Raw genomic sequence first — 23,131 nt, 5'->3', positions numbered from 1 at the left:
CGTCCTTACGTCGCGGTGAATCTCATGTTGCCAGGATGGCACCGGAAAATGAACGGACATACCAGGCAAAACACCAGTAATTCCTTTTAGTCCGGCTTTCGCCGGGAGTTGCTGTCATGGCCGAGTTGATCTCCCCACCAGGAAGGCGGTGCTCCCTTGAGACGCCCGCTCGCGCTCGGCCTGGCGCTCCTGCTCACCGGAGGCCTGGCCCTCGCCGGCTCACCCCCCGCGCCCGCCACCACGTCCGCCGCGTCCACGTCCGCCCCGTCCACGGATGACGACGGTCTCCGCCGCCGCGACCTGCACGCCCGCGGCGGCATCTTCGTCCGCGAGGTGCTGCCGCGCCGCCACACCGGCAAGGTCCCGGTGCTGCTGGTGCACGGCGCCCGGCCCGGCGGCGTCGCCACCTTCGACCTGCCGGTGCCCGGCGGCTCACTGGCCGGCGACATCGCCCGCGCCGGACACCCCGTCTACGTCATGGACGTGCGCGGATACGGCCGCTCGGTCCACCCGCGCTCGTTCGGCCAGGAGCCGTCCGCCAACCCGCCCGCCGTGCGCTCCAACGAGGCCGTTCGGGACGTGGACGCGGCCGTCGACCTCGTCCGCTCGCGAGCCCGAGTCCCCGAGGTGGCGGTGTACGGCTGGGCGACCGGCGGACACTGGGCGGGCATGTACGCCTCGCTCCACCCGGAGAAGGTCTCCGACCTGGTCGTCCACAACTCCCTGTACTCGGGCACGTCCCGCTGGTCGCTGCAGGACGAGTACGAGGACCCGGAGCGTCCCGGCCACCCGCGTCCCATGCCCGCCTGGCGCGCCGTCACCGCCGACAGCCTGACCGCACGCTGGGACCAGGACATCCCCATCCCCGACAAGGACCAGTGGCGCGACCCCCGCGTACGCGCCGCCTACCAGCGCGAGGCCCTCCGCGCCGACCCCACCAGCGACGACCGCGACCCGCCCGGCTTCCGCAACCCCACCGGCCCCCTGGTCGACGCCTTCTACCTCGCCCAGGGACGCCAGTTCTGGGACGCCAGCCTGATCGACGCCCGCACCCTGGTCGTCCGCAGCGAACGCGACTTCTGGTCCCGTCCCGAGGACGTCACCCGCCTGATGGACCACCTCACCGGTGCTCCCCGGACCCGCGCCGTCACCCTGCCGGGCGCCATCCACCACGTCCACCTGGACCGCCCCGCACGCGGCCGCTCCCAGTTGCTGTCCGAAGTCACCACGTTCCTCAGCGGCTGACACTCCCGACCGGATGCCGCGCCCACCACCTCCCAAAGCCGGACCCCCGGCATGCCGGCGCCGAGGGCGCTCTGCACCAGGAGGGTGAGGGTGAACAGAAAACCGCCGAAGTAGATCCGGTAGAGGACGCCGGCGGTGAGCAGCATGGTGTAGCGGCGGTTGCGGAACAGGCCGGGATCGATGATCGGTTCGCCACCACGCCGGGCCAGTGCGCCTTGCCGGCGCAGCGTCGCGGCCGCGGTCGGCACGGCGCCGGCGAGGCACGCCCAGGTCCAGGTCGGCCAGCCCTCCTGGCGGCCGAGCGAGAGCGGGAGCAGCAGCAGCCCGAGCGCGCGGGCAGCGCGGTAGGCGGCGCAGTCGCCGTGGCCGCGAGGTCGTGGATTCTCCGGACCAGTCGAACGCGCCTCACCCACCAGCTGCTGCGCATTCCCCGACCACTGCGACGGATGCTTGTATCCGGCCGAGCCGCCGACGCGGGGCTGCATCCTGGAATCGTCCCGTAGTGTCCTGGAAATCCTGAAGCACCGGCGAGCCGCAAGGTAGGCCCCTGGTGCTCGCTGTTGGGGGCTACCGCCGGTCTACCGTGCCGATGGGACGGGCAGCAGGTCGGCCCGTGCGATACGGACGGTGGACGTGCGAGTGCCGCGATGGAGGCGCCCGGGTCTCGGAATGCCGACCGCACGTCCTCAAGCTGGGCGCCGACCAGCGCGGACTCACGACGGCCTCACCTTCCAGGTGCTGGCCTGGGCTCTCACTGTGCGGCCGCGATCGGCACGGGACTACGCAACGAGGCCTAGGGGGCGCATTCGCCGATTTGGCAAATGTCCGCGTAGTCGCCACTCCCGGCGCTGGAACCGGAAGTGCTCACCACGAGCCGACGGATGCCTTCCGCATACATTTTATCACTGAATGCGATTCTGATCAGCGCTTCGTTGTTCGTTCGCTACCAACGGTGACGAATCAACGCCCAAGTCGGGTGGTGTGGCGCGCGATGAACGGTGTGAGCTGGCAGATCTATACAAAACAAGTAGTAGGTAAGTCGACGGCCAAAAGATCGCTATAAAGTAAGGCGGTCATTTTCGGCCAGGCCGCCCCACCCCGGGCAGGCTTGCTCCGGCCTGCCGAAACTCATCGAACAAGTCGGCCTGTCGAAAGGATGGACGACAGCAATGCGTGAGTACTCGCGCAGAGGAGCACTCTGGACCGGTCTGGCCACGTTAGGAGCGGTGGCGACGGCGGGCACCGGCGCCGCCCACGCGGCGACGAATCCCAGCCCGGCGACCTCTTCCTCGCCCGTCAAGCTCACCCCGGCGCAGGCGTGGGCGAAGCTGTGGCGAGGAAACCGCCACTGGATCGCCGGCAGACTCCAGCACCCCCACCAGACCGTCCATCGGCGTGCGGAGGTGGCGCAGGCCCAGTCCCCCTTCGCCGCGGTCGTGACCTGCATCGACTCCCGCATCTCTCCGGAGATCGTGTTCGACCAGGGAATCGGCGACCTGTTCTGCCTCCGCACCGGGGCGCACACGGTCGACGGCCTGGTCACCGCGTCGATCGAGTACGGCCCGGTGGAGAACGGCACCCCCCTGATCGTCGTGATGGGCCATCAGCGCTGCGGCGCGGTCAAGGCCGCCGTCGAGGCGATCGAGAGCGGCCATCACCTTCCGGGGCACCTGGACGAGATCGTGAGCGCGCTGCGGGGAGCCTACGAAGAAGCCGCCGGACAGGGTGGCGACATCGTCGACAAGACGGTCCGCGCGCACACGCTCCGCACGGTCAACGACCTGGCCGCCGACGACGTCCTCGCGTCGCTCATCGAGAAGGGCGAGCTCGGCATCGCCGGCACGTACTACAGCCTCGACACCGGTCAGGTATCCCTCCTGAAAGCCGTCGGCTTCAACCCCTCCTGACCCCTCGGGAAACCGGACGCACAGCCGCGTCCGATAACCATTTCAATCACTACTAACGGTCAATGCGCGCTGCCCCAAAAAGGGACGCGCAGAGCGCGGGCCGCGCCGCCCGCCGACCTGGAGGCCGCACCGACCGGCGCCCCGACGCACTCGCCGGGCGCGCCGGTCACCCAGCCCCCAACCCCCACTCACCCCGCACGTGGCCTCGGGCGGCCCGCCGGAAACCGCCGTCCCACGCGCGATGCGACGACACGCCCCCGCAGGTGGCTTCGGGGGAGTCGGCCGAGGCCGTCGTGCCACGCGCGACATACGACCCCCACCAGGCGGGGGGCGTTGGCGTGGTCGGGGGGACGTGGGCGGCGAAAGATCCCTATTGACCGTTTTCGGGTCAGAAGCTTTACTTTGGGGCAGAACAGACGGGAAAGCGTTTTCTCAACGAGCGTCCGCACTCCATCCATGAGCGTCCGCCCCCACCCCCTTGAGAGCGCCCATGAGCTCCCTCGTCCGCCGTCCCCTGTCCCCGTTCGCCGTCATCACCGTCCTGCTGGCACTCGTCCTCGGCGTCGGGGTGGCCCCCGCACGAGCCGAGGCTCCGCAGTTCCGCGTGCTCGTCTTCTCCAAGGTCACGAACTACCGGCACGAGTCCATCCCGGCCGGAATCGCCGCCGTGCGTCAGCTCGGCGCCGAGCACGGCTTCGAGGTGGAGGCGACGGACGACGCCGGCGCCTTCACCGACGACAACCTCGCACGGTTCCAGGCGATCGTCTTCAACAACACCAACTCCTCACCCGAGAAGGGCGATCTGCTCAACGCCGACCAGCGGGCCGCGCTGCAGAAGTTCGTCCGCGGCGGCGGTGGCTGGGTCGGCCTGCACTCGGCGGCCGACAGCGAGCGCGACTGGGACTGGTACGAGGGCCTGGTCGGCGCGATCTTCGACAGCCACCCGGCCGTCCAGACCGGCCGGATCAAGGTCCTGGACCAGGCGCACCCCTCCACCAAGGGGCTTCCCGAACTGTGGGAGCGCACCGAGGAGTGGTACAACTGGCGCACCAACCCGACCGGCAAGGTCCACACGCTCGCCCAGATCAAGGTGCGGGACGGGATCGACGGCCTGGACGAGGGCGTCGACCACCCGTACTCCTGGTGCCAGCGCTACGACGGCGGCCGCTCCTGGTACACCGCCGGCGGCCACGCGAGTTCCGCGTTCTCCGAACCGCTGTTCCTGCGTCATCTGCTCGGCGGCATCACCTGGGCGGCCGGAGCCGCCGCCGGTGACTGCGCGGCCACCCAGACCGGGAACTTCCAGCGGGTACCGCTGGTGACCGACGACCTCGCCGACCCGTTCGAACTGGCGGTCGCGCCCGACCGGCGGGTCTTCTACATCCAGCGGACCGGCGAGCTCAAGGTCGTCGACCAGGACTCGCTGAAGGTCACCACCGCCCTGGACTTCGACTACTCGCCGGAGATGACCAGCCAGTCCGACGGGCTGCTCGGGCTCGCCCTCGATCCCGGGTTCGCCGAGAACAACTGGGTCTACCTGCTGCACTCCGACAAGGTCGAGAAACACATCAACCTGTCGCGGTTCACCGTGTCCGGCGACAAGGTCGACCCCGCGTCGCAGAAGGTGCTGCTGACGATCCCCACCTGGCGTGGTGAGGGACGGGCCAACGTGCACATGGCCGGCTCGCTCACCTTTGACACCAAGGGGAACCTCTACGTCGCGACCGGCGACAACACCGATCCGTTCGCCTCCGACGGCTTCGCCCCGATCGACGAGCGCGAGGGCCGCCGCGCCTGGGACGCGCAGGGCACCGCGGGCAACACCAACGACCTGCGCGGCAAGATCCTGCGGATCACGCCGCAGGCGGACGGCACGTACGACATCCCCGAGGGCAACCTCTTCGAGCCCGGCACCGACAGGACCCGGGCCGAGATCTACGCGATGGGGATGCGCAACCCGTTCCGCATCACGGTCGATCCGCTGACCGGCGCGCTCCTCGTCGCCGACTACGGGCCGGACGCCCGCCAGGCCGACCCCGACCGCGGCCCGGAGGGGACGGTCGAGTTCAACCGCATCACCAAGGCGGGGAACTACGGCTGGCCGTACTGCGTGGGGAACAACACCCCCTTCAACGACTACGACTTCGCGACCCAGACCTCGGGCGCGAAGTTCGACTGCGCGGCTCTCGTCAACGACTCGCCCAACAACACCGGCCTGCGCGATCTGCCCCCGGCGCAGCCCGCGCTGGTGTGGTACGCCTACTCGGCCTCGGCGGAGTTCCCCGAACTCGGCACCGGGGGCGGCGGCCCGATGAGCGGCCCGGTGTACGACTACGACCCGGCCAACCCGCGCAAGACCAAGTTCCCCGAGTACTTCGAGGGCAAGTGGCTCACCTTCGAACTCACCCGCAGGTGGTTCAAGACGTTCTCCGTCCAGCAGAACGAGCAGACCTTCACCGATCCGCGTTTCGCCCCCGCGCGCAAGGGCGACCTTCAGTCGATCAACACCGTGTTCCCCGACATGTCCTGGATCCAGCCGTTCGAGGCGCACTTCGGGCCGGACGGCTGGCTCTATGTGATCGACTTCGGTGAGGGCAGCGGGACCGGACGCGGCGGCAGCAACAACGGCGCCGGCATCTACCGCATCGACTACGTCGCGGACGGACGGCCGCCGGTCGCGAAGGTCTCCGCCACTCCGGACTCGGGTCCGGCGCCGCTGACGGTGCGGTTCTCCAGCGAGGGTTCCGCGTCGCCCGACGGCAAACCGATCAGCTACGCGTGGGACTTCGACGGTGACGGCACCACCGACTCCACCGAGGCGAACCCGACGCACACCTACACCACCGAGGGCCAGTTCGCCGCCCGCCTGACGGTCGAGAGCAACGGCCTCAGCGGCGTCGCCGTCCAGGACATCACGGTCGGCAACTCCCGGCCCAAGGTGACCATCGTCAGCCCGCCGAACGGCGGGATGTTCGACTTCGGCGACACCGTCCCGTTCAAGATCAAGGTGACGGATCCCGAGGACCGCACCATCGACTGTGACCGGGTGGTCGTCCAGTCGCAGCTCGGCCACGACAACCACCTGCACCCCCTCGACAACTACACCGGGTGCGCGGGCGAGATCGTCACCGACCCCGGTGACAGCCACGGCCCGGGGCAGAACCTGTACTACGCGATCAGCGCGCAGTACGAGGACAAGGGCGCGCCCGGGGTGCCGAGCCTCATCGGATCGGCGGCGTTGAGCCTGCGGCCCAAGTTCCGGGAGGCCGAGCACTACACCGGCACGGGCGGCGAAGGCGGCGGCGTGCAGATCGGCAGCCGGTCCGACGCGTCCGGCGGCAGGCGGCTCACCGAGATCGAGCACGGGGACTGGATCACCCTCGACCCCGCGCACCTCAAGGGCATCGCGTCCGTCACCGTCGGCGCGGCGTCGGGCGGCCTCGGCGGTGACGTCGAGTTCCGCGCCGACTCGCCCACCGGGCCGCTGCTCGGCAAGGCGACCATCCCGAACACCGGCGGCTGGGGCAACGTGGTGTCCCCGACCGTCAAGCTCACCGACCCCGGACGGACCGTGAAGCTCTACGTGGTCTTCACCAACCCGGACTGGTCGGCCGACAAGCCCGACCTCCTCGCGCTCGACTGGCTGCACTTCAACGGACCCGGCGTCGAGAAGCGTCCCACCGGCAACGTGGCCGTGACGGCGACGCCCGTCGAGGGCACCGCACCCCTCACCGTGTCACTCGCGAGCAACGTGAAACTGCCGCCGGGACGAACCGCCGCGGCCTACCACTGGAGCTTCGGCGACGGCACGTCGGCGGACGGCGGGGCCGGCCTGAGCCACACCTATCCGAGGAAGGGGACCTACACCGTTCACCTGACCGTCACCGACGACAAAGGCGACACGACCACCGGCGCGGTCCAGGTCAGGGTCACCTGACATGCCCCCTCGGCCATCGAAGGATCACACGCTCACACGGAGAGGTGGCGGAGCATGAACGGACGGGACTCCGGCGAGAGGGGTCTGAAGCGGCGCGCGTTCCTCGGAGCGACGCTCGGTGCCGCCGCGGCGGCCACGCTGACCACGGGCGCGACGGCGGCGCACGCCGAGGAACTCGGCGACGCCGACAGGAGCAAGCGGCGCATTCCCCCCAGCGCCATCGGCATGCACCTCTACACGATGCGCACTCCGCTGGCCCAGGACTTCGCGGGCACCCTGGAGAAGCTCGCCGCCATCGGGTACGCCACCGTCGGGGTGAGCGGCCGGCACGGCCACGACGCCGCACAGATCCGGCGCATGCTGGACGCGACCGGGCTCAAGGCCGTCCTCGAACACGTCAGCTTCACCACGATCACCAACGGCGGGTGGGAGCAGGCCCTCGAAGACGTCCGCACGCTGGGCGGCAGGTGGATCGTCATCCCCAGCCTGCCGGGGTCGATGGGCACCCCGGCGGGATACCGGGAGGCCGCCCGGCTCTTCAACGAGGCGGGGCTGGCCGCGCGGCGGGCCGGGCTCAAGCTGCTCTTCCACAACCACGACGCCGACCACAGGACCGTGGAAGGCGAGGTGCTCTACGACATCCTGCTGAAGGAGACCGACCCGGCGCTCGTCGGCTTCGAGCTCGACCTCTACTGGGCGGCGAAGCTCGGCGGGAACCCGGCCGACTACTTCACCGACCATCCGCGCCGTTTCCCGGCCCTGCACGTGAAGGACATGGCGCCCGACGGCGACTTCGCCGACGTCGGCTCCGGGATCCTCGACTTCGCGGCGATGTTCCGGTCGGCCCGGCGCGGCGGCGTCAAGCAGTGGCTGGTCGAACACGACCGGCCGGCTGACCCCTTCGCGAGCGCCCGCAACAGCTACGACTATCTGTCCAGGCTCCGGTTCTGACGTCCACCCCTGCGCCGTCTCTCGCAGCCGATGGTTGCGAGGGACGACGTTCGCGTCCCACGCCCAGGCGCCCTCCGCCGCGTCCAAGCCGTCGGCGCGGCGCCTGGGCCGGGCAGGAGGCCGCCGAACCGCCCGGCGACCTCGTCACGCCGATCCCCACGTCCGCACGCGACGCGTACGGCGCCATGATCTGGCTGCTGAGCCCGCCGCTCAGCGACGACCTCCCTCCTCGATCGCGCCGGCGGAGGGCATGCACGGCGTGGCCACCGCGATCTCACCGGCTGTCCCGTTCTGGGCGCCGTAAGTGAGCTGTTGCCGAGTCGCAAGCGACGATCACTAGGTTCGGCTTCGGCATTGCGCGCGATGTCGCTGTTGTCGCAGCCACCAGAAAGGCGCACATGAAGCTCAAGATCTTCGCTGCCACCCTGCTCACCGGGACGGCCCTGTCGATCGGCTCGTCGGTGATCACGGCGGGAGCGGCGGCGGCCGACACGGGACCGGCCGGCCGTGACTACTCGGCACAGGGCATCTATCCGGCCAGGTCCTACGCGCCGACCGAGGCGGGACGGCAGGCATGTGAGTCCGACGCGGCCACGATCCGCGACGGCTCGACCGGGGCCTGGTGCTCGTACGAGCCCGGTCATCCGGACGCCGGAGGGCCCGCCTGGGTCCTGTGGGTCAACGACGGAACCGGCTGATTGACCGCCCAGGTGCCTGCCGGACCGCGGAGCCGTCGGCGCGCCATACGGCGTGGCCGGTGACGGCGCCGCAGTCCTCCGTGCCTGGGCACCTGCCCGCAGGGCCGCCTTCGCTGATCGCGAGCGCAACGCGGCCTGCGGCGCGGGTTCCGGCCGGCCTGGACGGGGCCGTGACGGCCCTGTCCACGGGGGAAGGCCGACCGGAACCCGCGAAATCGTGGCAGTGAACGGTACGACGTGCGCGGACTTGGCCACCGGTGAGGAGATCGGCAAGACCATGACCGGGCACGGTCTCGGCGTCATCGGTGGCCACGCCCGCGCTCACCGGGGAGGCCGTAGGCCGCTCCGGATCGACGTCCTAGGGGAACGCCCGGAGGGGGCGGCGCTCGGTGGATTCCAAGGCGGACGGATGCGCCATGCGATGGGCTTTCACATTCCGCTGATCATGTCGGTGCCGTGGTCTACGGTCCGGCGCATGGCTGATCATCGAATCCTGCAGACCTTCCCCGACCCGGACGGCGGTGCCGTCCACGCCCTCGTCCCTCTCGTCCTGGACGGCGCCCCGGCGGTGATCGGCAAACACGGCGACGGCTCCCTGTGGACCTGCGACCTGACCACGGGCGAACGCGTCGGACGCCCCATCGATCTCGACGGCGCCGCACCCGATGCCCCGGTCCCCGACGCCGAGGGAACCATCTGGGACGACGAGGATTTCGAAGACGAGAAGGGCGAGGCGGACGCGTACGAGGTCGTCTCCCTGCTGACCGCGACGAGTCTCGACGGCCGCCCGGTGCTGGTGACCGGCGGGGGCCGGTTCGACCTCACTTCCCTGCTGGGCGAGGACTACATGGGCGGCGCGGTCCGCTGCTGGGACCTGGCCACCGGTGAGAAGATCGGCAAGACCATGACCGGGCACGGTCTCGGCGTCACCGCCCTGGCCACCGTCCCCTCCGAGCGCGGACCGCTGGTGCTCAGCAGCAGTGAGGACGGCGTGCTGCTCGTTTCGGTGCTCGCGTCCGGCGAACGCGTCGCGGAGATCCGGGGCAGCTACAACGGCGCGATGGCCGCCGCCGTGGTGGATGGCCGCCCGCTTGCCGTCACCGGCGGCCACGACCCCTACCTCGAAGTTTGGGACGCCCTCACCGGGGAGGCCGTAGGCGGCCCCAGACAGATCGGCGCCCCCGTCCACACCGTCGCCCTGACCGAGGTGGCCGGTCGCGCAGTGATCCTGACCGCCGGCGACGACAACACACTGCGGATGTGGGACCTGCCCACCGGCCGGCCGGCAGGGGGGCCGCTGTCCGGCCATGCCGGCACCATCCAGGGGATCACCCTCACACGGCTAGGCGGGCGTGCGGTCGCTGTCACCGAGGCCGTGGACGACCCGCCCCGGATCTGGGACCTCACCCGTGCCGAACAGCTCGGCGGCACGCCGGCCGTTCCCGGTGAGCAAGCCCCCACGGCCGTGACCGCCATGGATATCAACGGCGAGCCCGTCGTCGTGACAGGTCACGACGACGGCACCATCCGTGTCTGGCGCATCTCCGCCCCGTGACGGGTCCGATCTGTATGACGAGGCGTCCGCTCTCATGTTGCGCTCGGCGAGCGGTCGGCGGTGATGGGGGCTGCGGTGGACGGTGCCCAGAGAAAGCCGACGGCCGGCCGCCGGGCGCGGCCGATCAGACCATCGTAGGGGGCGGACTCGCTCGCCCCGGCCATTGGCGGAAGTGACAAAGGTCCCATTGACAAGTCTCAGTAAGGAAATCCCCAGCTCACTTTGCAGAACTGGTCAACGAAGTTCAAATATCAATCTGATGACCGTATGCGGTCAAAACTCCCGGTTGTGTGGAGGCGATCGGCTTCCTAAGGTCGGGGAGGCGGGCCGATCCGTGGGAAGGAACTGCCACACGGACCGCCGTCGCTCCTTCATGGCGGCGACATCCCGACCACAAATCGGGATGTCGCCGCGTCGGGCGTCGCAGACCGCGGCAGGCGAATTCCAGGGAGTTTCCACATGTGCGTGCGGAAGACGCTGGCCGTCATCGGGGGAATGGTGTCGATTTCGTTGGCGGCGCCGGCCGCCGCCGAGGCGACGGAGCCGGTCGGCGGCTACCGGCTGACCGTCGCCCCGGTGCAGGGCGCGGGCCGGGTCGCGAGCGCCAGCTTGCGGTGCGGACCGGACGGAGGGTCGCACCCCGACCCGGTACGGGCCTGTGACCAGCTACGACGTGTCAACGGAAACGTGGCGCGCCTGCCGGAGCGGCCCGGTCGGTGCACGCTCGAATACGCGCCCGTGCGGGTGCGCGCGCACGGTACCTGGAAGGGCAGGCCGCGGGACTACGCCCGGACCTATTCCAACCGGTGCGCGGCCATCCGCGGCACCGGCGGCGTGTTGTTCAAATTCTGAGGCTTCCCGGGAAGACCCACCGGGGTGGCTGGGTCGGCGAGTCGTCGGCGTGGAAGGTGTGCGGGGTTCCACGCCGACGACTCGCCATGGAATGTGCGAGGTATTTTCATCGATGTTCACATATATTGCCGCCGCGGGTGTCGCGGCGCTTTCCCTGGCGTCGCCGGCGTCGTCCGGAATGCTCGTCTCGTACGCGCGCAGCGGTGGATTCGCCGGTGTCCAGGAAACGGTCGTCGTCCATCGGGACGGAACGGTCACCACCGGCCGTGGACGTACCGCCGAATTCACGCTGGACGATGCGCAGATCCGCGACATCCGCCGGACGCTCGACGGCGTCACCACGCGAACGTCATCGCGCCGCTGGTGCGACATCCCCGACCACTTCGCCTACACGCTCGCCTACCGCGACTGGCGCGCGACCCGCTGCCACCGGCTTCCCGAGGACTGGCGCCCGGTCGTCAGCCGTCTCGACGCCCTGCTCCGCTCCTCGGCGCGCGTCCGATGAGCAGTCGACGGCGGCTCGGCCCCGCTTGAACGGGCACTGGGACGCGTCCCGTCATCGCGCCGCCCGGCCGAGGGCGCAGCGTGGCCTTGGGTGTCCGGATCATGGGGAACCCGGGCACGGGTGCCGGAGTCGTAGACCGGGAGGATCCGGACGGGCGCGAGAAGGGACGGCATGACCAGGACGTGGCATGAGGAGCAGGCGTGCCGGGTGGCCGCGGAGACGGGGGACGCCGAGGCGCAGGCGCAGCTCGGGCTGATGTGCGAGCGGGACGGCCGTGCGGAGGAGGCCGAACGGTGGTACGCCACCGCCGCCGAGGCCGGTCATGTGATGGCCATGAAGTACCTCGGCACGCTGCTCGGCGGCGCGGGACGCACGGGGGAGGCCGAGCGGTGGCTGCGGGCCGCGGCCGACGCGGGCGAGGCGCAGGCCATCGTCAATCTCGGGGCGCTGCTGGTGCGCGATCCGCAGCGCGCGGGCGAGGCCGAGGAGATGTTCCGCCGGGCGGCGGAGATGGGCGTCGTCCACGGGATGGTGAACCTGGCGATCATGTACGCCGAGTCCGGGCGGGACGCCGAGGCGCGCGAGTGGTTCGGGCGGGCGGCCGAGGCCGGGGACACCGAGTCGATGCTGCACCTCGGTGACGCGGCGCAGCGGGCGGGCCAGGCGGAGGAGGCCGAACGCTGGTACACGCGGGCCGCCGAGGCGGGCGATCCCGTGGCCATGACGGAGCTGGCCCGGTGGTGCGCGTCCGGGCGGCGCATGGAGGAGGCCGAGCGCTGGCACCGGGCCGCCGCCGAGACGGGCCGCGCGCTGTCGGTGACGAACCTGGGCGTCTTCCTGGCGCAGTCGGGACGGCTGGACGAGGCGGAGCGGTGGCTCCGGCAGGCCGCCGACGCCGGGGAGCCGCAGGCCATGTTCAACTTGGGGATTCTGCTCGGCGACACGGGACGGGCGGCCGAGAGCCGCGACTGGTACGGGCGGGCCGCCGAGCACGGCCACCGGGACGCCATGTACAACCTCGGAAACGACCTGGTCGAAAGCGACCCGGAGCGGGCCGAGTCGTGGCTGCGGCGGGCGGCCGAGGCCGGGCACGTCCCGGCGATGTTCAATCTGTGCGTGCTGCTGAACGGGCAGGGCCGCTACCGCGAGGGCGTCCCGTACCTGCTGAAGGCGTCCGACGCCGGATACCCGCCCGCGATGAACGCCGCCGCCCGCGACCTGCTCGACCAGCAGCGCTACGACGAGGCCGAGCCGCTGTTGCGCGGCGCCGCGGACGCGGGCGTCCCGGCGGCCTTCCGCAACCTCGGCAGGCTGCTGAAGGAGACCGGCCGTCTCGACGAGGCCGAGACGTGGCTGCGCCGCGCCGCCGACACCGAGGACGTCGAGGCGATCAGCCTGCTGATGGAGATGCTGACCCAGTCGGGCCGCAACGAGGAGGCCACCCGATGGCTCCAGTGGCTCGTCCAGCACGGCTACGCCCGCCCGGCCTGACCCACCCCATCAGCGGTGGGGCGCCGGCCCCCGCGCGGCCTTTCGCCGTGGAACGGCGGGCCGCCCGGGCGGGGAGCCCGGGCGGCCCGGCGGTGGTCAGCGACCGCGCTGGAGCTGGCGGTTCGGCAGCCGGCGGGCGTTGCGGCGCTGCTGCGCGAACGCGGCCGCCTTCGGGTCGCGGTCGTTGTTGCGCTTCTTGCTCTTTTTCCCGGCGTTGGAAAAGAAGTCGCCGGACTCGGGGTTCTGGTGAATGGCGCGCATGAAGAATTACCTCCGGGCAGGCTCGAAAAGCGGCCGGCACAGGCCGACACATGTCGGCGCAGGCCGAGGCGGGTCGGTGCGGACACGCGTCGGACGGCCGTGAAGATGGGTGGAAAAGACGCACCGGGCAGGCGTCAGCGCAGGTGAGGGGCTTGACCTGACGGCCGGTGAGATGAGGGAAGGGGAGCGGGCGGCGTATGCGCCGCGGTCAGCTCAACCCGGAAGGAATCACAGCTCCATGCGCTGAATATTAGCGTGATCGAGGCGTTCGGTGTCAACTCCGTTATTGCGGCATTTTTTCGGGGGCGGGGACGGCGGCCGATGGCGCGATCCGTGGGGTACGTGTCGTTGACGCCATCGACGGCGGGCGACCAGCCTGGAGGGCATGCGCCGCGTCGTCTTCGTCATCTACGAGGGGTTCCAGCCCCTCGACCTGGTCGGGCCGCATGAGGTGTTCCAGTACGCGGGCCGCCTCACCGGTGGCGGCTACGACTGCCGGATCGTGGCGTCCGCCGCCGGGCCCGTCCGGACGCACAGCGGGCTGCCCGTGCACGCCGCGCACGGGGTGGACGACCTGGCGCCGGACGGCGTCGACACGCTCGTCGTGGCCGGCGGCACCGGTGTCGACCAGGCCCGCGACGACGAAGCGCTGGTCGGATGGGTCGGTGCGGCGGCCGCGACGGCGCGGCGGGTGACGTCGGTGTGCAGCGGGGTGTTCCTGCTGGCGGCGGCGGGGCTCGTCGAGGGACGCCGGGTCACCACGCACTGGGGGCGGGAGGCGCAGCTGCGCGCGGAGCACCCGGAGGCGGTCGTCGACTGCGACCCGATCTACATCCGGGACGGGCGGGTGTGGACGTCGGCGGGCGTGACCGCCGGGATGGACCTCGCGCTCGCCCTGGTGGAGGACGACCACGGCCGCGACGTCGCGCACACCGTCGCCCGGGAGCTGGTGCTGTTCCTGCGCCGTCCGGGCAGCCAGTCGCAGTTCAGCGTGCCGCTGTGGGCGGTGCGCCCGGCGACCGACCCGATCCGGGCGGCCGTCGCGGCGGTCAACGCCGACCCCGGGGCCCGGCACGGCATCCCCGACCTGGCCGCCCGCGCCGGACTCAGCCCCCGGCACCTGCAACGCCGGTTCACCGCCGAGCTGGGGATGCCGCCCGCCGCGTACGTGGAGCGGGTCCGGGTGGAGGCCGCCCGGCGGGCCCTGGTCGAGGGGGACGAGCCGCTGGAGGCGCTCGCCCGCCGCCTGGGCTTCGGGACGGCCGAAACGCTGCGTCGTGCGTTCCACCGCCAGGTGGGCGTGGCGCCGTCCGACTACCGCGAACGTTTCCGAGCCACGAGGGAGCCGCTGTGACCACCTACGGACTGCTGATCTTCGACCGGGCCGAGGAGCTCGACTTCGTCGGGCCGTGGGAGATCTTCACCGTGTCCTCGATGCTGCGCGACGACGCCGACACCGTCGTGCTGATCGCCGAGAAGGACGGGCCCGTCCGCTGCAACAAGGGCATGCGCGTGCTGCCCGACCACACGATCCACGACCATCCGCCGCTGGACGTGCTGCTGGTCCCCGGCGGCAACGGCGCCCGCGAGACCCAGATGCACAACCCGGCGGTGACCGGCTGGATCGCCAAGGCCGCCGCCGAGGCCACCTGGGTGACGAGCGTGTGCACGGGAGCCGCCTTGCTGCACGCGTCGGGCGTCGCGCGCGGCCGCCGGGTGGCCACGCACTTCTCGTTCGAGGACACCCTGGAAGCCCTCGGCGACGTCACCGTCGTCCGGGACGCCCGCTACGTCGTCGACGGCGACCTGGTCACCAGCCAGGGCGTCTCCGCGGGGATCGACATGGCGCTGTGGCTGGTGGGGCGTCTGCACGGACGCGACCACGCGCGCCGCGTCCGCCGCTACGTGCAGTACGAGCCCGCCCCGCCCTACCTGGCCGACGAGCCGCTCGGAGCCTGAACCACGGGCAGCCTCTTACCGGCCCTCAGGGGCGGTTGGCCTCGAAGTCCTTGAGGATCTGCTTGCGGACGCGGGTCGGCAGGCGGTCGATGTAGAGCTTGCCGTTCAGGTGGTCGGTCTCGTGTTGCAGGCAGCGGGCCAGCAGGCCGGTGCCCTCCACGGTGACGGGGGCGCCGGTGACGTCGAAGCCGTGGCAGGTGGCCCGGTCGGGGCGGGCCAAGGGGGCGTGGGCGCCGGGGACCGACAGGCAGCCCTCCTCACCGTCGTCCAGGTGCCGGTCGGGGAGCTCGGGCAGGACGAGCGTGGGGTTGACCACGACGCCCTTCTGCGGCCGGTCGTCCTCGTCTGGGCAGTCGTAGACGAACACGCGCAGGTCCACGCCGATCTGGTTGGCGGCCAGGCCGACCCCGTCGGCGGCGTACATGCTGGCGAACATGTCGTCCACCAGGCGCGCCAGCTCGTCGTCGAAGTGCTTGACGGTGCGGCACGGGCGGTGCAGCACGGGCTCGCCCACCAGCGTGATCGGTTTCGCCTGTCCGGCCATCCCAGCCCTCCCTCGGTCCGCTTGCATCGTAGGCGCAACAGGTATGTCCGCCGTCACGGGCGGTTCACCCGCATGAGATGGCCGTGCGCGGGTAGGGCGGTCCGAAACGACAGGCCGTACGAGAGCACGGGGAACGACGATGATCACCACCGGTGTCACGGTCGCGCTCCCGGACGCGTCCCTGGACGGCGACCTCGTGGTGCCCGACCGGGCCGACGGGGTCGTCCTGTTCGCGCACGGCAGCGGAAGCTCGCGGTTCAGCCCGCGCAACCGCGCCGTGGCGTCCGGGCTGAACACCGCCGGGTTCGGCACGCTGCTGCTGGATCTGCTGACCGCCGACGAGGAGCGCGTGGACGCCGAGTCGGCCGCGCTGCGCTTCGACATCGGCCTGCTGACGCGGCGGCTGGTGGGCGCCGTCGACTGGCTGGGGGAGGAACCCCAGACCACGGGGCTGCCCATCGGCCTGTTCGGCGCCAGCACCGGCGCGGCGGGCGCGCTGGCCGCCGCCGCCGAGCGGCCCGGCGCGGTCGGGGCGGTGGTGTCACGGGGTGGCCGTCCCGACCTGGCGGGCGACGCGCTGGGGCGGGTGCGGGCCCCCGTCCTGCTGATCGTGGGCGGCGACGACCCGCGGGTGCTGGAGCTGAACGAGCTGGCCAAGCACCGGTTGCGCGTCACCCACAAGCTGAAGATCGTCGCGGGGGCGACCCATCTGTTCGAGGAGCCCGGTGCGCTGGAGCGGGTCACCGAGCTGGCCACCCGGTGGTTCGCGGCGTATCTGAGGCCATGAGGCTGCTGGAGGACGGGCCGTACCGGTACCGGATCGAGCCCACCGGCCGGATGCGCGTGCCCGGGGTGGTGTTCGCCTCCCGGGCGCTGCTGCACGCGGCGGACCAGGCGCTGGAGCAGGTCGCGAACGTGGCGACGCTGCCGGGCGTGGTCGAGGCGTCGTACGCGATGCCGGACGTCCACTGGGGCTACGGCTTCGCGATCGGCGGGGTGGCCGCCACCGACCCGGCCGAGGGCGGCGTCGTCTCGCCGGGCGGAGTCGGGTTCGACATCTCCTGCGGGGTGCGGCTGCTGGCCGCCGACGTCGACGACGCCGGGCTGCGTCCCGTGCTGCGGGACGTCATGGACGCGCTCGACCACGCCGTGCCGCGCGGCATGGGCAAGGGCGCCGTCTGGAAGATCCGCGACGCCGCGGAATTGGACGGCGTCCTCACCGGCGGGTCGCGGTTCGCGGTCGAACGCGGCCACGGCGTCCAGCGCGACCTGGACCGCTGCGAGGACGGCGGCGCCGTCGCCGACGCCGACCCCGGGCAGGTCGGGACCCGGGCCGTCGAACGCGGCCTCGGGCAGGTCGGCAGCCTCGGCTCCGGCAACCACTTCCTGGAGGTGCAGCGGGTCGCCGAGGTGTACGACGAGGCCGTGGCCGGGGCGTTCGGGCTGCGCCGCGACCAGATCTGCGTGATGGTGCACAGCGGGTCGCGTGGGCTCGGCCACCAGATCTGCACCGACCACGTGCGGGTCATGGAACGGGAGATGCCCGGGCACGGCATCCGCGTGCCGGACCGCCAGCTCGCCTGCGCGCCCGTCGAGTCGCCGGCCGGACGCGCGTACCTCGGCGCGATGGCGGCGGCCGCCAACTACGGGCGCGCCAACCGGCAACTGCTGGCTCAGGCCGCGCGGCGGGTGTTCCAGCGGGTCGCGGGGGTGCGGCTCGACCTGGTGTACGACGTGTCGCACAACCTCGCCAAGCTGGAGGAACACCGCATCGGCGGGCGGCGGCGCCGGGTGTGCGTGCATCGCAAGGGCGCCACGCGGGCGTTTCCGCCGGGCCACCCCGAGCTTCCCCCGGACCTGCGGGACGTCGGTCAGCCCGTCCTGATCCCGGGGACGATGGGCACCGCGTCCTACGTGCTCACCGGCGTTCCGGACGGGCGGGCGTTCCACTCCACCTGCCACGGCGCCGGACGCGTGCAGAGCCGTCACCAGGCCGCGCGCGGCGTCAGCGGCCGTGACCTGCGGGCCCGGCTGGAGGCCGACGGCATCGCGGTGCGCGCCTCGTCCTGGCGCGGCCTCGCCGAGGAGGCGCCCGCCGCCTACAAGGACGTCACGGCCGTCATCGAGGCGAGCGAGGGCGCCGGGCTGTGCCGCAAGGTCGCCAAGCTGGTCCCGGTGGGCGTCGTCAAGGGCTGAACCCGCGAGCGCCCTGCCGGGCTCAGACGTCGACCGTCACCGCGCACGCCCATGTGCCGGAGTCCTCGGCGAAACGCAGGCCGTGCAGGGAGATCGCCTTCGGGACCGCGCCGGTCCCCTCGGCCCGGCTCACGTCCCCGACCGTCAGCCGCAACCGGAGCCGGTCGCCGTCGCGGGCCGTGACGTCGGCGGCGAGGACGAGCTCCCCGGCGACGTCCAGCCGGTAGATGACCTCGTCGAGCGCGGCGACGAGCAGGTCCGCGTCCGCGGCGGGGCCGACCTCGGCCTCGCGCTCGCCCAGCGGGGGGACGCCCGCGCGGTCGGCGAACGCGTCCACCAGCCCGGCCACGGCCTCGGCGACGCAGCCCTCCCGCGTCGGCGCCCACGCCTCGATCCGGAGGTCGGCGGTGTGCGGCACCGTCCGATGACCGGACGCCGCGTTCGTTTCACCGGCCATGCGTCCACCACTACCCCGGCCCCTTTCGTTTAGCCGGACCGCGCGAGGGGACGGGCGGTTTCCGAATCCTTTACACGCGCAGAGTGAGGAGGAACGGCATGACAGCCGTCAGCACGCCCAACCGTCCCCACGGCGCGGTGCATCCTTCCCCGGCGCCGCAGCCCGCACCGCCCGCACCGGCGCCCCCGCCCAAACCCGAGCCGCAGCCCCCTGGCCCGATGCCGCCGCCCAAGCCCATGCCGGAGCCGGTGCCGCCGGGCCCGCAGCCGGAGCCGGAACCGGTCTGAGCCATGCCGCGTCCCCGCCGAAATGCCTTGCAGGGGTCCGACGAGGACGACCACAATCGCGGAATGTCGACATCCGCCATCCCCCGTCACGTCCTCGCGCTGGACTCCCTCACCGGCCTTTCGGTGGGCGACGCCTTCGGCGAGCAGGGCTTCGAGCCCCACCTGCGGGCCAAGCCGCCCGCGTGCCCGGACGACCGGTGGCCCTGGACGGACGACACCCAGATGGCCTGCTCGGTGCTGGACGTCCTGGCGCGCTTCGGCGAGATCGACCAGAACATCCTGGCCCGCGCGTTCGCCGAACGCGCCGAGCCCCACCGCAACTACGGCTACGGCGCCCTCCAGTTCATCGACGGCGTCCGGCGCGGCGGCGAGTGGCGCGTCCTCAGCCGGCGGCTGTTCGACGGCGCCGGGTCGTGGGGCAACGGCGGCGCGATGCGGATCGCCCCGCTCGGCGCGTGGTTCCACGACGACCTGGAGCAGGCCGCCGCCCAGGCCGCCGCCGCGTCCGAGGTCACCCACGCCCACCCGGAGGGCGTCGCCGGCGCGGTCGCCGTCGCCGTGGCCGCCGCCCACGCGGCCGCGACGCGCGGCGGGGCACTGGCCGGGCCCGAGCTGATCGACGCGGCGCTCGCCCACGTCACCGAGGGCTACGTGCACGACGGCCTGCGCCAGGCCAGGGACCTCCTGGACCGTCCCGCCGCCGAGGCCGCCGCCGAACTCGGCAACGGCTCGCAGATCAGCGCCCCCGACACGGTGCCGTTCGCGCTGTGGACGGCCGCCACGCGGCTGGACGACTACGCGTCGGCGCTGCGGACGTGCGTCGAGGTGGGCGGCGACATGGACACCATGGGCGCCATCGTCGGCGGTGTCATCGCCGCCCACCACGGCACGTCCTGCATCCCCGAGGAGTGGCTGGAGACCCGCGAGCCCCTGCCCGGCTGGCTCTGGGGCTGAACCGGCGGCTCGGTCAACCCCCTGTGCACGCCTTCATCAGTGAGAGATCGTTCGACACCGGGCGGCGGGGGCGGCCCGGCGGAAGTGATTGAGGCGTCAACCATTCTCTGCGGGAGATGTGAGCTGTTGCACATCCTCGCCTTGTTCGTCAATCCGTGACGAAGTGCCCGAGATGGCCTCACGTGGCCACGCCGGATCGCCGGGAGCCGGGCTGACCACTGGTTTTATGTGGAGTTTACCCACCCTGCCATGCGGTGTAACAGTTGATCATCTTGACTTGAGATCGCCGGGTGGTTTTAGTGCTATCCATGAGTGTGTGGCAAACTGTTAGTTTGTGTACATAGTTGCGAAGTAAGTCCGCTTCGTATGGTTCCGGGACGCTGGCGGACCGCGGCGTTCGGCGCGTGCATCGCCAGGTGACGAGCACAGCCGCCGGCCGCGGGCCCTCCCCCCACCACCTCCCGGTTCCGCCTCGTGGGACGCCCTACGGTCCCGTCCGGGATCGTTCCAGTCAGCCCTCCGAGCCTCCCAGGGATGCCGTTGACGCTGCTCTTGTTCCGATGTCCGCGGACGCGAACGGGCGATGACCGGCCCGTCGACGGGGTCGCCGACGCGACATATCACTGACCTCTCTCGGCGCGCCGTGCCCGCGTCCCGATGACAACCAGCGCATTTCACTGTGATGAGGCGTGCCCGGCGGACGGCGGCGTCCGGCGGGCCGGTGAAGAGTGCCCGGAATCGTGGGCGGCCCATTCCAGCAGGTCGTGCCCACGCCCATCCGAAAGGGAACGGTCGAATGGCGGGAAGAATGGTGTGCGCCGCGCGGGGATGCGACCGGGCGGCCGATCGGCGGTCGCGGGGGCAGACGCCCCCGGTCGACCCGTGGCTGTGCGTGCGGTGCCGCAGGCGCGTCGAGGTGGACCTGCGGCGGCTGCCCGTGCTGTACGCCGAGTGCGAGCAGGCGCTCGTGCCCTCCTCGTGGATGCTGACCGAGCGGGTCAGCGGCGGCAGGCGGACCGGACCCGCTCTCGACGAGGCCGTGATGGCGGCCCGGTCCGACATGCTCGCGGTCCTGGCCTCCTGGTCGGGACTGGTCGCCGAGCGGCGGCGGGTGGCGCGGCCGGTCCGGCGGGAGGTCGGCGACCTGTGCCGGTACCTGCTGCGGCATCTCGACTGGTTGCTGGGCCACGACGGCGGGGCCGACTTCGCCGCCGAGATCGTGGCCGTGGCCGACCAGGCGCGCCGGGCGCTGCACGGTCCGGCGACGGTCCGCCGCGTCCTCGGCGCGTGCGTGCATGCCGGCTGCGAGGGCGAGATGTACGCGATGAGCGGGAGCGGGGAGGAGGTGCGGCCCACCGACGTCCAGTGCGACAGGGGGCACACGTGGCCACCGAGTCGGTGGCTGGAGCTGTTCGCCCGGATGAACCAGGACCAGGTTTCGCGACGCATCAAGGAGATCCGATGATTGCCAGGTCGCAACCGCGCCGCGCGGTTCCCACCGAGCTCGCCGCCCTCGCCGCGGGAGTCTCCGAAGCGACCATCCGCAAATGGGCGAGCCGGGGGAAGCTGACCCGCTACGGAACCCCCGGCCGCGCGATGTACGACCTTGATGAGCTGGCCACGATAATGGCTTCACCCCGCCGGTCGCCGGCCTCGCCTCCCGTTCGATCCGCCGAATTCTGAGATTTGTTCGGTGCGCCGACCGGTGCGGTCGGCGGACGCTCCGGTCCGTCCCGGGGCGCATGTGCCGAACTGTAGGAGAAGGGGGCACCGCCCGGCCGCGACGCGCGGCCGGGCGGTGCCCCCTTCGGGTTGTGAGCGGCGTCCTCGTGCCGTCACCGTCCGTGTGTCGAAGCGATGATCTCGCAGGTCAGCCGTCCGCCGACGGCGGGGGTTGACAGTCGAGCGGGGCGGATGTCACGCTCTTCCTGCCAGGCGAGGACTGCCCAAATCCTCCCGGCGCGATCACCGGCGGCGCCTTTCCCCGCCGCCCCTCCCGCCGTTACCGCTCCGCTTTCCGCGGGTGAGTGCCGGCACTTCCTCGATCTCACGAACGACTTTTCCCGTCATCGGCCGGGCCGTGTCCACGAACGGCCCGGCCGTCGTCATGTCCGGGCCCTGTCCCGCATCGCACGAAAGGGAACTCACGATGGCGACTGCTATCACCATTGACGACCTCGGGCGCATTCTGCGCGAGGCGGCGGGCATCGAACTGGGAGCCGACGCCGCCGACCAGCCCTTCGCCGACCTCGGCTACGACTCGCTGGCCCTGCTGGAGACCGGCAGCCGCATCGAACGCGAGTACGGCGTCCGGCTGGAGGACGACGCGCTCACCGACGCCGAGACGCCGGCCGCGCTGCTGGACGTGGTGAACCGGCACCTGGCGACGGCGGCCGGCGCCGCCTGAGCCCCGGGCCGACGCCAGGCCGCACGAGATCCACGTATCGATCCGCACCGACACCACCAGGGAGAGAGCATGCCGAACCAAGCAGACCGCGTCGCGATCGTCACCGGCGGCACCAGCGGGATCGGGCTGGCGGTGACCCGGCTGCTGGCCGAGCAGGGGCACCGCGTGTTCGTCTGCGCGCGGTCGTCCGACAGCGTGCGGGACACGGTCAAGCAGCTGCGCGGCGAAGGGCTGGAGGTGGACGGCACCCACTGCGACGTCCGCGACGCCGCCCAGATCCGCGCGTTCGTCCAGGCCGCCGTGGACCGCTACGGCACGATCGACGTGCTGGTCAACAACGCGGGCCGCAGCGGCGGCGGGGTCACCGCCGACATCGCCGACGAGCTGTGGTTCGACGTCATCAACACCAACCTCAACAGCGTCTTCCTCATGACGCGCGAGGTGCTGAACACCGGCGGCATGCGCGAGAAGTCGCGCGGCCGCATCATCAACATCGCCTCGACGGCGGGCAAGCAGGGCGTGGTGCTGGGCGCCCCCTACTCGGCCTCCAAGCACGGCGTCGTCGGCTTCACCAAGGCGCTCGGCAACGAGCTGGCGCCGACCGGGATCACGGTCAACGCGGTCTGCCCCGGCTACGTCGAGACCCCGATGGCCCAGCGCGTCCGGGAGGGCTACGCGGCGGCCTGGGACACCAGCGAGGAGGCCGTCCTGGAGAAGTTCCAGGCCAAGATCCCGCTGGGCCGCTACTCCACTCCCGAGGAGGTCGCCGGGCTGGTCGGCTACCTGGCCTCCGACACCGCGGCGTCGATCACCTCCCAGGCGCTCAACGTCTGCGGCGGCCTGGGCAACTTCTGAGCCCGCGCCCGGCCCGCATCCCCTGCCCGACCACGGCCCCGACCACGGCCCCCGAGCACGGCCCGCCAAC

Annotated in this window: 21 protein-coding genes; 18 read left to right on the top strand and 3 right to left on the bottom strand. The window is 71.6% G+C overall.

All coding sequences use genetic code 11. The annotated features are described in order from the left end of the window. Nucleotides 1-156 precede the first annotated feature (156 nt). The 9 genes from ABZ801_RS31330 (at nt 157) to ABZ801_RS31290 (ending at nt 13,141) form a co-directional block, all read left to right on the top strand. Nucleotides 157-1,245, top strand: coding sequence for an alpha/beta fold hydrolase (locus tag ABZ801_RS31330; protein WP_360704678.1), 1,089 nt, complete (start codon nt 157-159; stop codon nt 1,243-1,245). Between the two features lie 1,226 nt (nt 1,246-2,471). Continuing rightward, on the top strand, nt 2,472-3,152 hold the full coding sequence (locus ABZ801_RS31325; protein WP_360704676.1) for a carbonic anhydrase: 681 nt from the start codon (nt 2,472-2,474) through the stop codon (nt 3,150-3,152). Between the two features lie 490 nt (nt 3,153-3,642). Beyond that, nucleotides 3,643-7,089 (top strand): ThuA domain-containing protein, encoded by a 3,447-nt coding sequence (locus ABZ801_RS31320; RefSeq protein WP_360704673.1) that lies wholly within the window; start codon nt 3,643-3,645, stop codon nt 7,087-7,089. Between the two features lie 54 nt (nt 7,090-7,143). Then, nucleotides 7,144-8,040, top strand: coding sequence for a sugar phosphate isomerase/epimerase (locus ABZ801_RS31315; RefSeq protein ID WP_360704670.1), 897 nt, complete (start codon nt 7,144-7,146; stop codon nt 8,038-8,040). 398 nt (nt 8,041-8,438) lie between these two features. Beyond that, nucleotides 8,439-8,738 carry a hypothetical protein gene (locus ABZ801_RS31310; RefSeq protein WP_360704667.1) on the top strand — a complete coding sequence of 100 codons (300 nt, stop codon included), beginning with the start codon at nt 8,439-8,441 and terminating at the stop codon, nt 8,736-8,738. Nucleotides 8,739-9,213: 475 nt separating this feature from the next. Beyond that, nucleotides 9,214-10,293 (top strand): hypothetical protein, encoded by a 1,080-nt coding sequence (locus tag ABZ801_RS31305; protein WP_360704664.1) that lies wholly within the window; start codon nt 9,214-9,216, stop codon nt 10,291-10,293. Between the two features lie 465 nt (nt 10,294-10,758). Further along, a complete protein-coding gene (locus ABZ801_RS31300) occupies nt 10,759-11,145 on the top strand; it encodes an SSI family serine proteinase inhibitor (protein ID WP_360704661.1) in 387 nt (128 codons plus the stop codon). A 112-nt stretch (nt 11,146-11,257) separates the two neighbouring features. After that, nucleotides 11,258-11,650 (top strand): hypothetical protein, encoded by a 393-nt coding sequence (locus tag ABZ801_RS31295; RefSeq protein ID WP_360704658.1) that lies wholly within the window; start codon nt 11,258-11,260, stop codon nt 11,648-11,650. Between the two features lie 171 nt (nt 11,651-11,821). Next, on the top strand, nt 11,822-13,141 hold the full coding sequence (locus ABZ801_RS31290; RefSeq protein ID WP_360704655.1) for a tetratricopeptide repeat protein: 1,320 nt from the start codon (nt 11,822-11,824) through the stop codon (nt 13,139-13,141). Between the two features lie 96 nt (nt 13,142-13,237). On the opposite strand, the gene ABZ801_RS31285 is transcribed toward ABZ801_RS31290, so the two are convergent. Continuing rightward, the gene (locus tag ABZ801_RS31285; protein WP_360704652.1) at nt 13,238-13,402 is read right to left on the bottom strand and encodes a hypothetical protein; all 165 of its coding nucleotides are present in this window, start codon (nt 13,400-13,402) and stop codon (nt 13,238-13,240) included. 385 nt (nt 13,403-13,787) lie between these two features. Between ABZ801_RS31285 and ABZ801_RS31280 the strand changes: the two genes are divergently transcribed. Together ABZ801_RS31280 and ABZ801_RS31275 are read left to right on the top strand one after the other, a co-directional pair. Continuing rightward, nucleotides 13,788-14,756: a DJ-1/PfpI family protein gene (locus ABZ801_RS31280; protein WP_344949624.1), complete on the top strand. Its 969-nt coding sequence runs from the start codon at nt 13,788-13,790 to the stop codon at nt 14,754-14,756. Continuing rightward, nucleotides 14,753-15,361, top strand: coding sequence for a DJ-1/PfpI family protein (locus ABZ801_RS31275; RefSeq protein ID WP_344949621.1), 609 nt, complete (start codon nt 14,753-14,755; stop codon nt 15,359-15,361). Before ABZ801_RS31280 ends, ABZ801_RS31275 begins: the two co-directional genes overlap by 4 nt. A 25-nt stretch (nt 15,362-15,386) precedes the next feature. On the opposite strand, the gene def is transcribed toward ABZ801_RS31275, so the two are convergent. Next, nucleotides 15,387-15,905: a peptide deformylase gene (gene def, locus ABZ801_RS31270; RefSeq protein WP_344949618.1), complete on the bottom strand. Its 519-nt coding sequence runs from the start codon at nt 15,903-15,905 to the stop codon at nt 15,387-15,389. A gap of 139 nt (nt 15,906-16,044) precedes the next feature. On the opposite strand from def, the gene ABZ801_RS31265 reads away from it, so the two are divergent. Both ABZ801_RS31265 and ABZ801_RS31260 read left to right on the top strand, forming a co-directional pair. Continuing rightward, a complete protein-coding gene (locus ABZ801_RS31265; protein ID WP_344949616.1) occupies nt 16,045-16,692 on the top strand; it encodes a dienelactone hydrolase family protein in 648 nt (215 codons plus the stop codon). After that, nucleotides 16,689-18,101, top strand: a complete 1,413-nt coding sequence (locus ABZ801_RS31260; RefSeq protein WP_344949613.1) for an RtcB family protein — start codon at nt 16,689-16,691, stop codon at nt 18,099-18,101. The genes ABZ801_RS31265 and ABZ801_RS31260 overlap by 4 nt, the downstream gene beginning before the upstream one ends. A 22-nt stretch (nt 18,102-18,123) precedes the next feature. Here the strand turns inward: ABZ801_RS31260 and ABZ801_RS31255 are convergent, their stop codons facing one another. Beyond that, nucleotides 18,124-18,558: an archease gene (locus ABZ801_RS31255; RefSeq protein WP_344949610.1), complete on the bottom strand. Its 435-nt coding sequence runs from the start codon at nt 18,556-18,558 to the stop codon at nt 18,124-18,126. A gap of 98 nt (nt 18,559-18,656) precedes the next feature. Between ABZ801_RS31255 and ABZ801_RS31250 the strand changes: the two genes are divergently transcribed. The 5 genes from ABZ801_RS31250 to ABZ801_RS31230 all read left to right on the top strand — a co-directional run bounded on the left by ABZ801_RS31250 (nt 18,657) and on the right by ABZ801_RS31230 (nt 23,061). Beyond that, entirely contained in the window at nt 18,657-18,845 is a 189-nt protein-coding gene (locus ABZ801_RS31250; RefSeq protein ID WP_344949607.1) for a hypothetical protein, read from the top strand. Nucleotides 18,846-18,908: 63 nt separating this feature from the next. Further along, nucleotides 18,909-19,799 (top strand): ADP-ribosylglycohydrolase family protein, encoded by an 891-nt coding sequence (locus ABZ801_RS31245; protein ID WP_360704645.1) that lies wholly within the window; start codon nt 18,909-18,911, stop codon nt 19,797-19,799. 796 nt (nt 19,800-20,595) lie between these two features. Further along, on the top strand, nt 20,596-21,264 hold the full coding sequence (locus ABZ801_RS31240; protein ID WP_360704642.1) for a hypothetical protein: 669 nt from the start codon (nt 20,596-20,598) through the stop codon (nt 21,262-21,264). Nucleotides 21,265-21,948: 684 nt separating this feature from the next. After that, nucleotides 21,949-22,206, top strand: coding sequence for an acyl carrier protein (locus tag ABZ801_RS31235; RefSeq protein WP_344949598.1), 258 nt, complete (start codon nt 21,949-21,951; stop codon nt 22,204-22,206). Nucleotides 22,207-22,275: 69 nt separating this feature from the next. Continuing rightward, entirely contained in the window at nt 22,276-23,061 is a 786-nt protein-coding gene (locus tag ABZ801_RS31230; protein WP_344949595.1) for a 3-oxoacyl-ACP reductase, read from the top strand. Nucleotides 23,062-23,131 lie beyond the last annotated feature (70 nt).

Source organism: Actinomadura sp. NPDC047616 (assembly GCF_040642915.1).
GTDB lineage: Bacteria > Actinomycetota > Actinomycetes > Streptosporangiales > Streptosporangiaceae > Spirillospora > Spirillospora miaoliensis.
The sequence above is the reverse complement of the archived record's forward strand: the minus strand, read 5'-3'. Positions and strand labels throughout refer to the sequence as shown.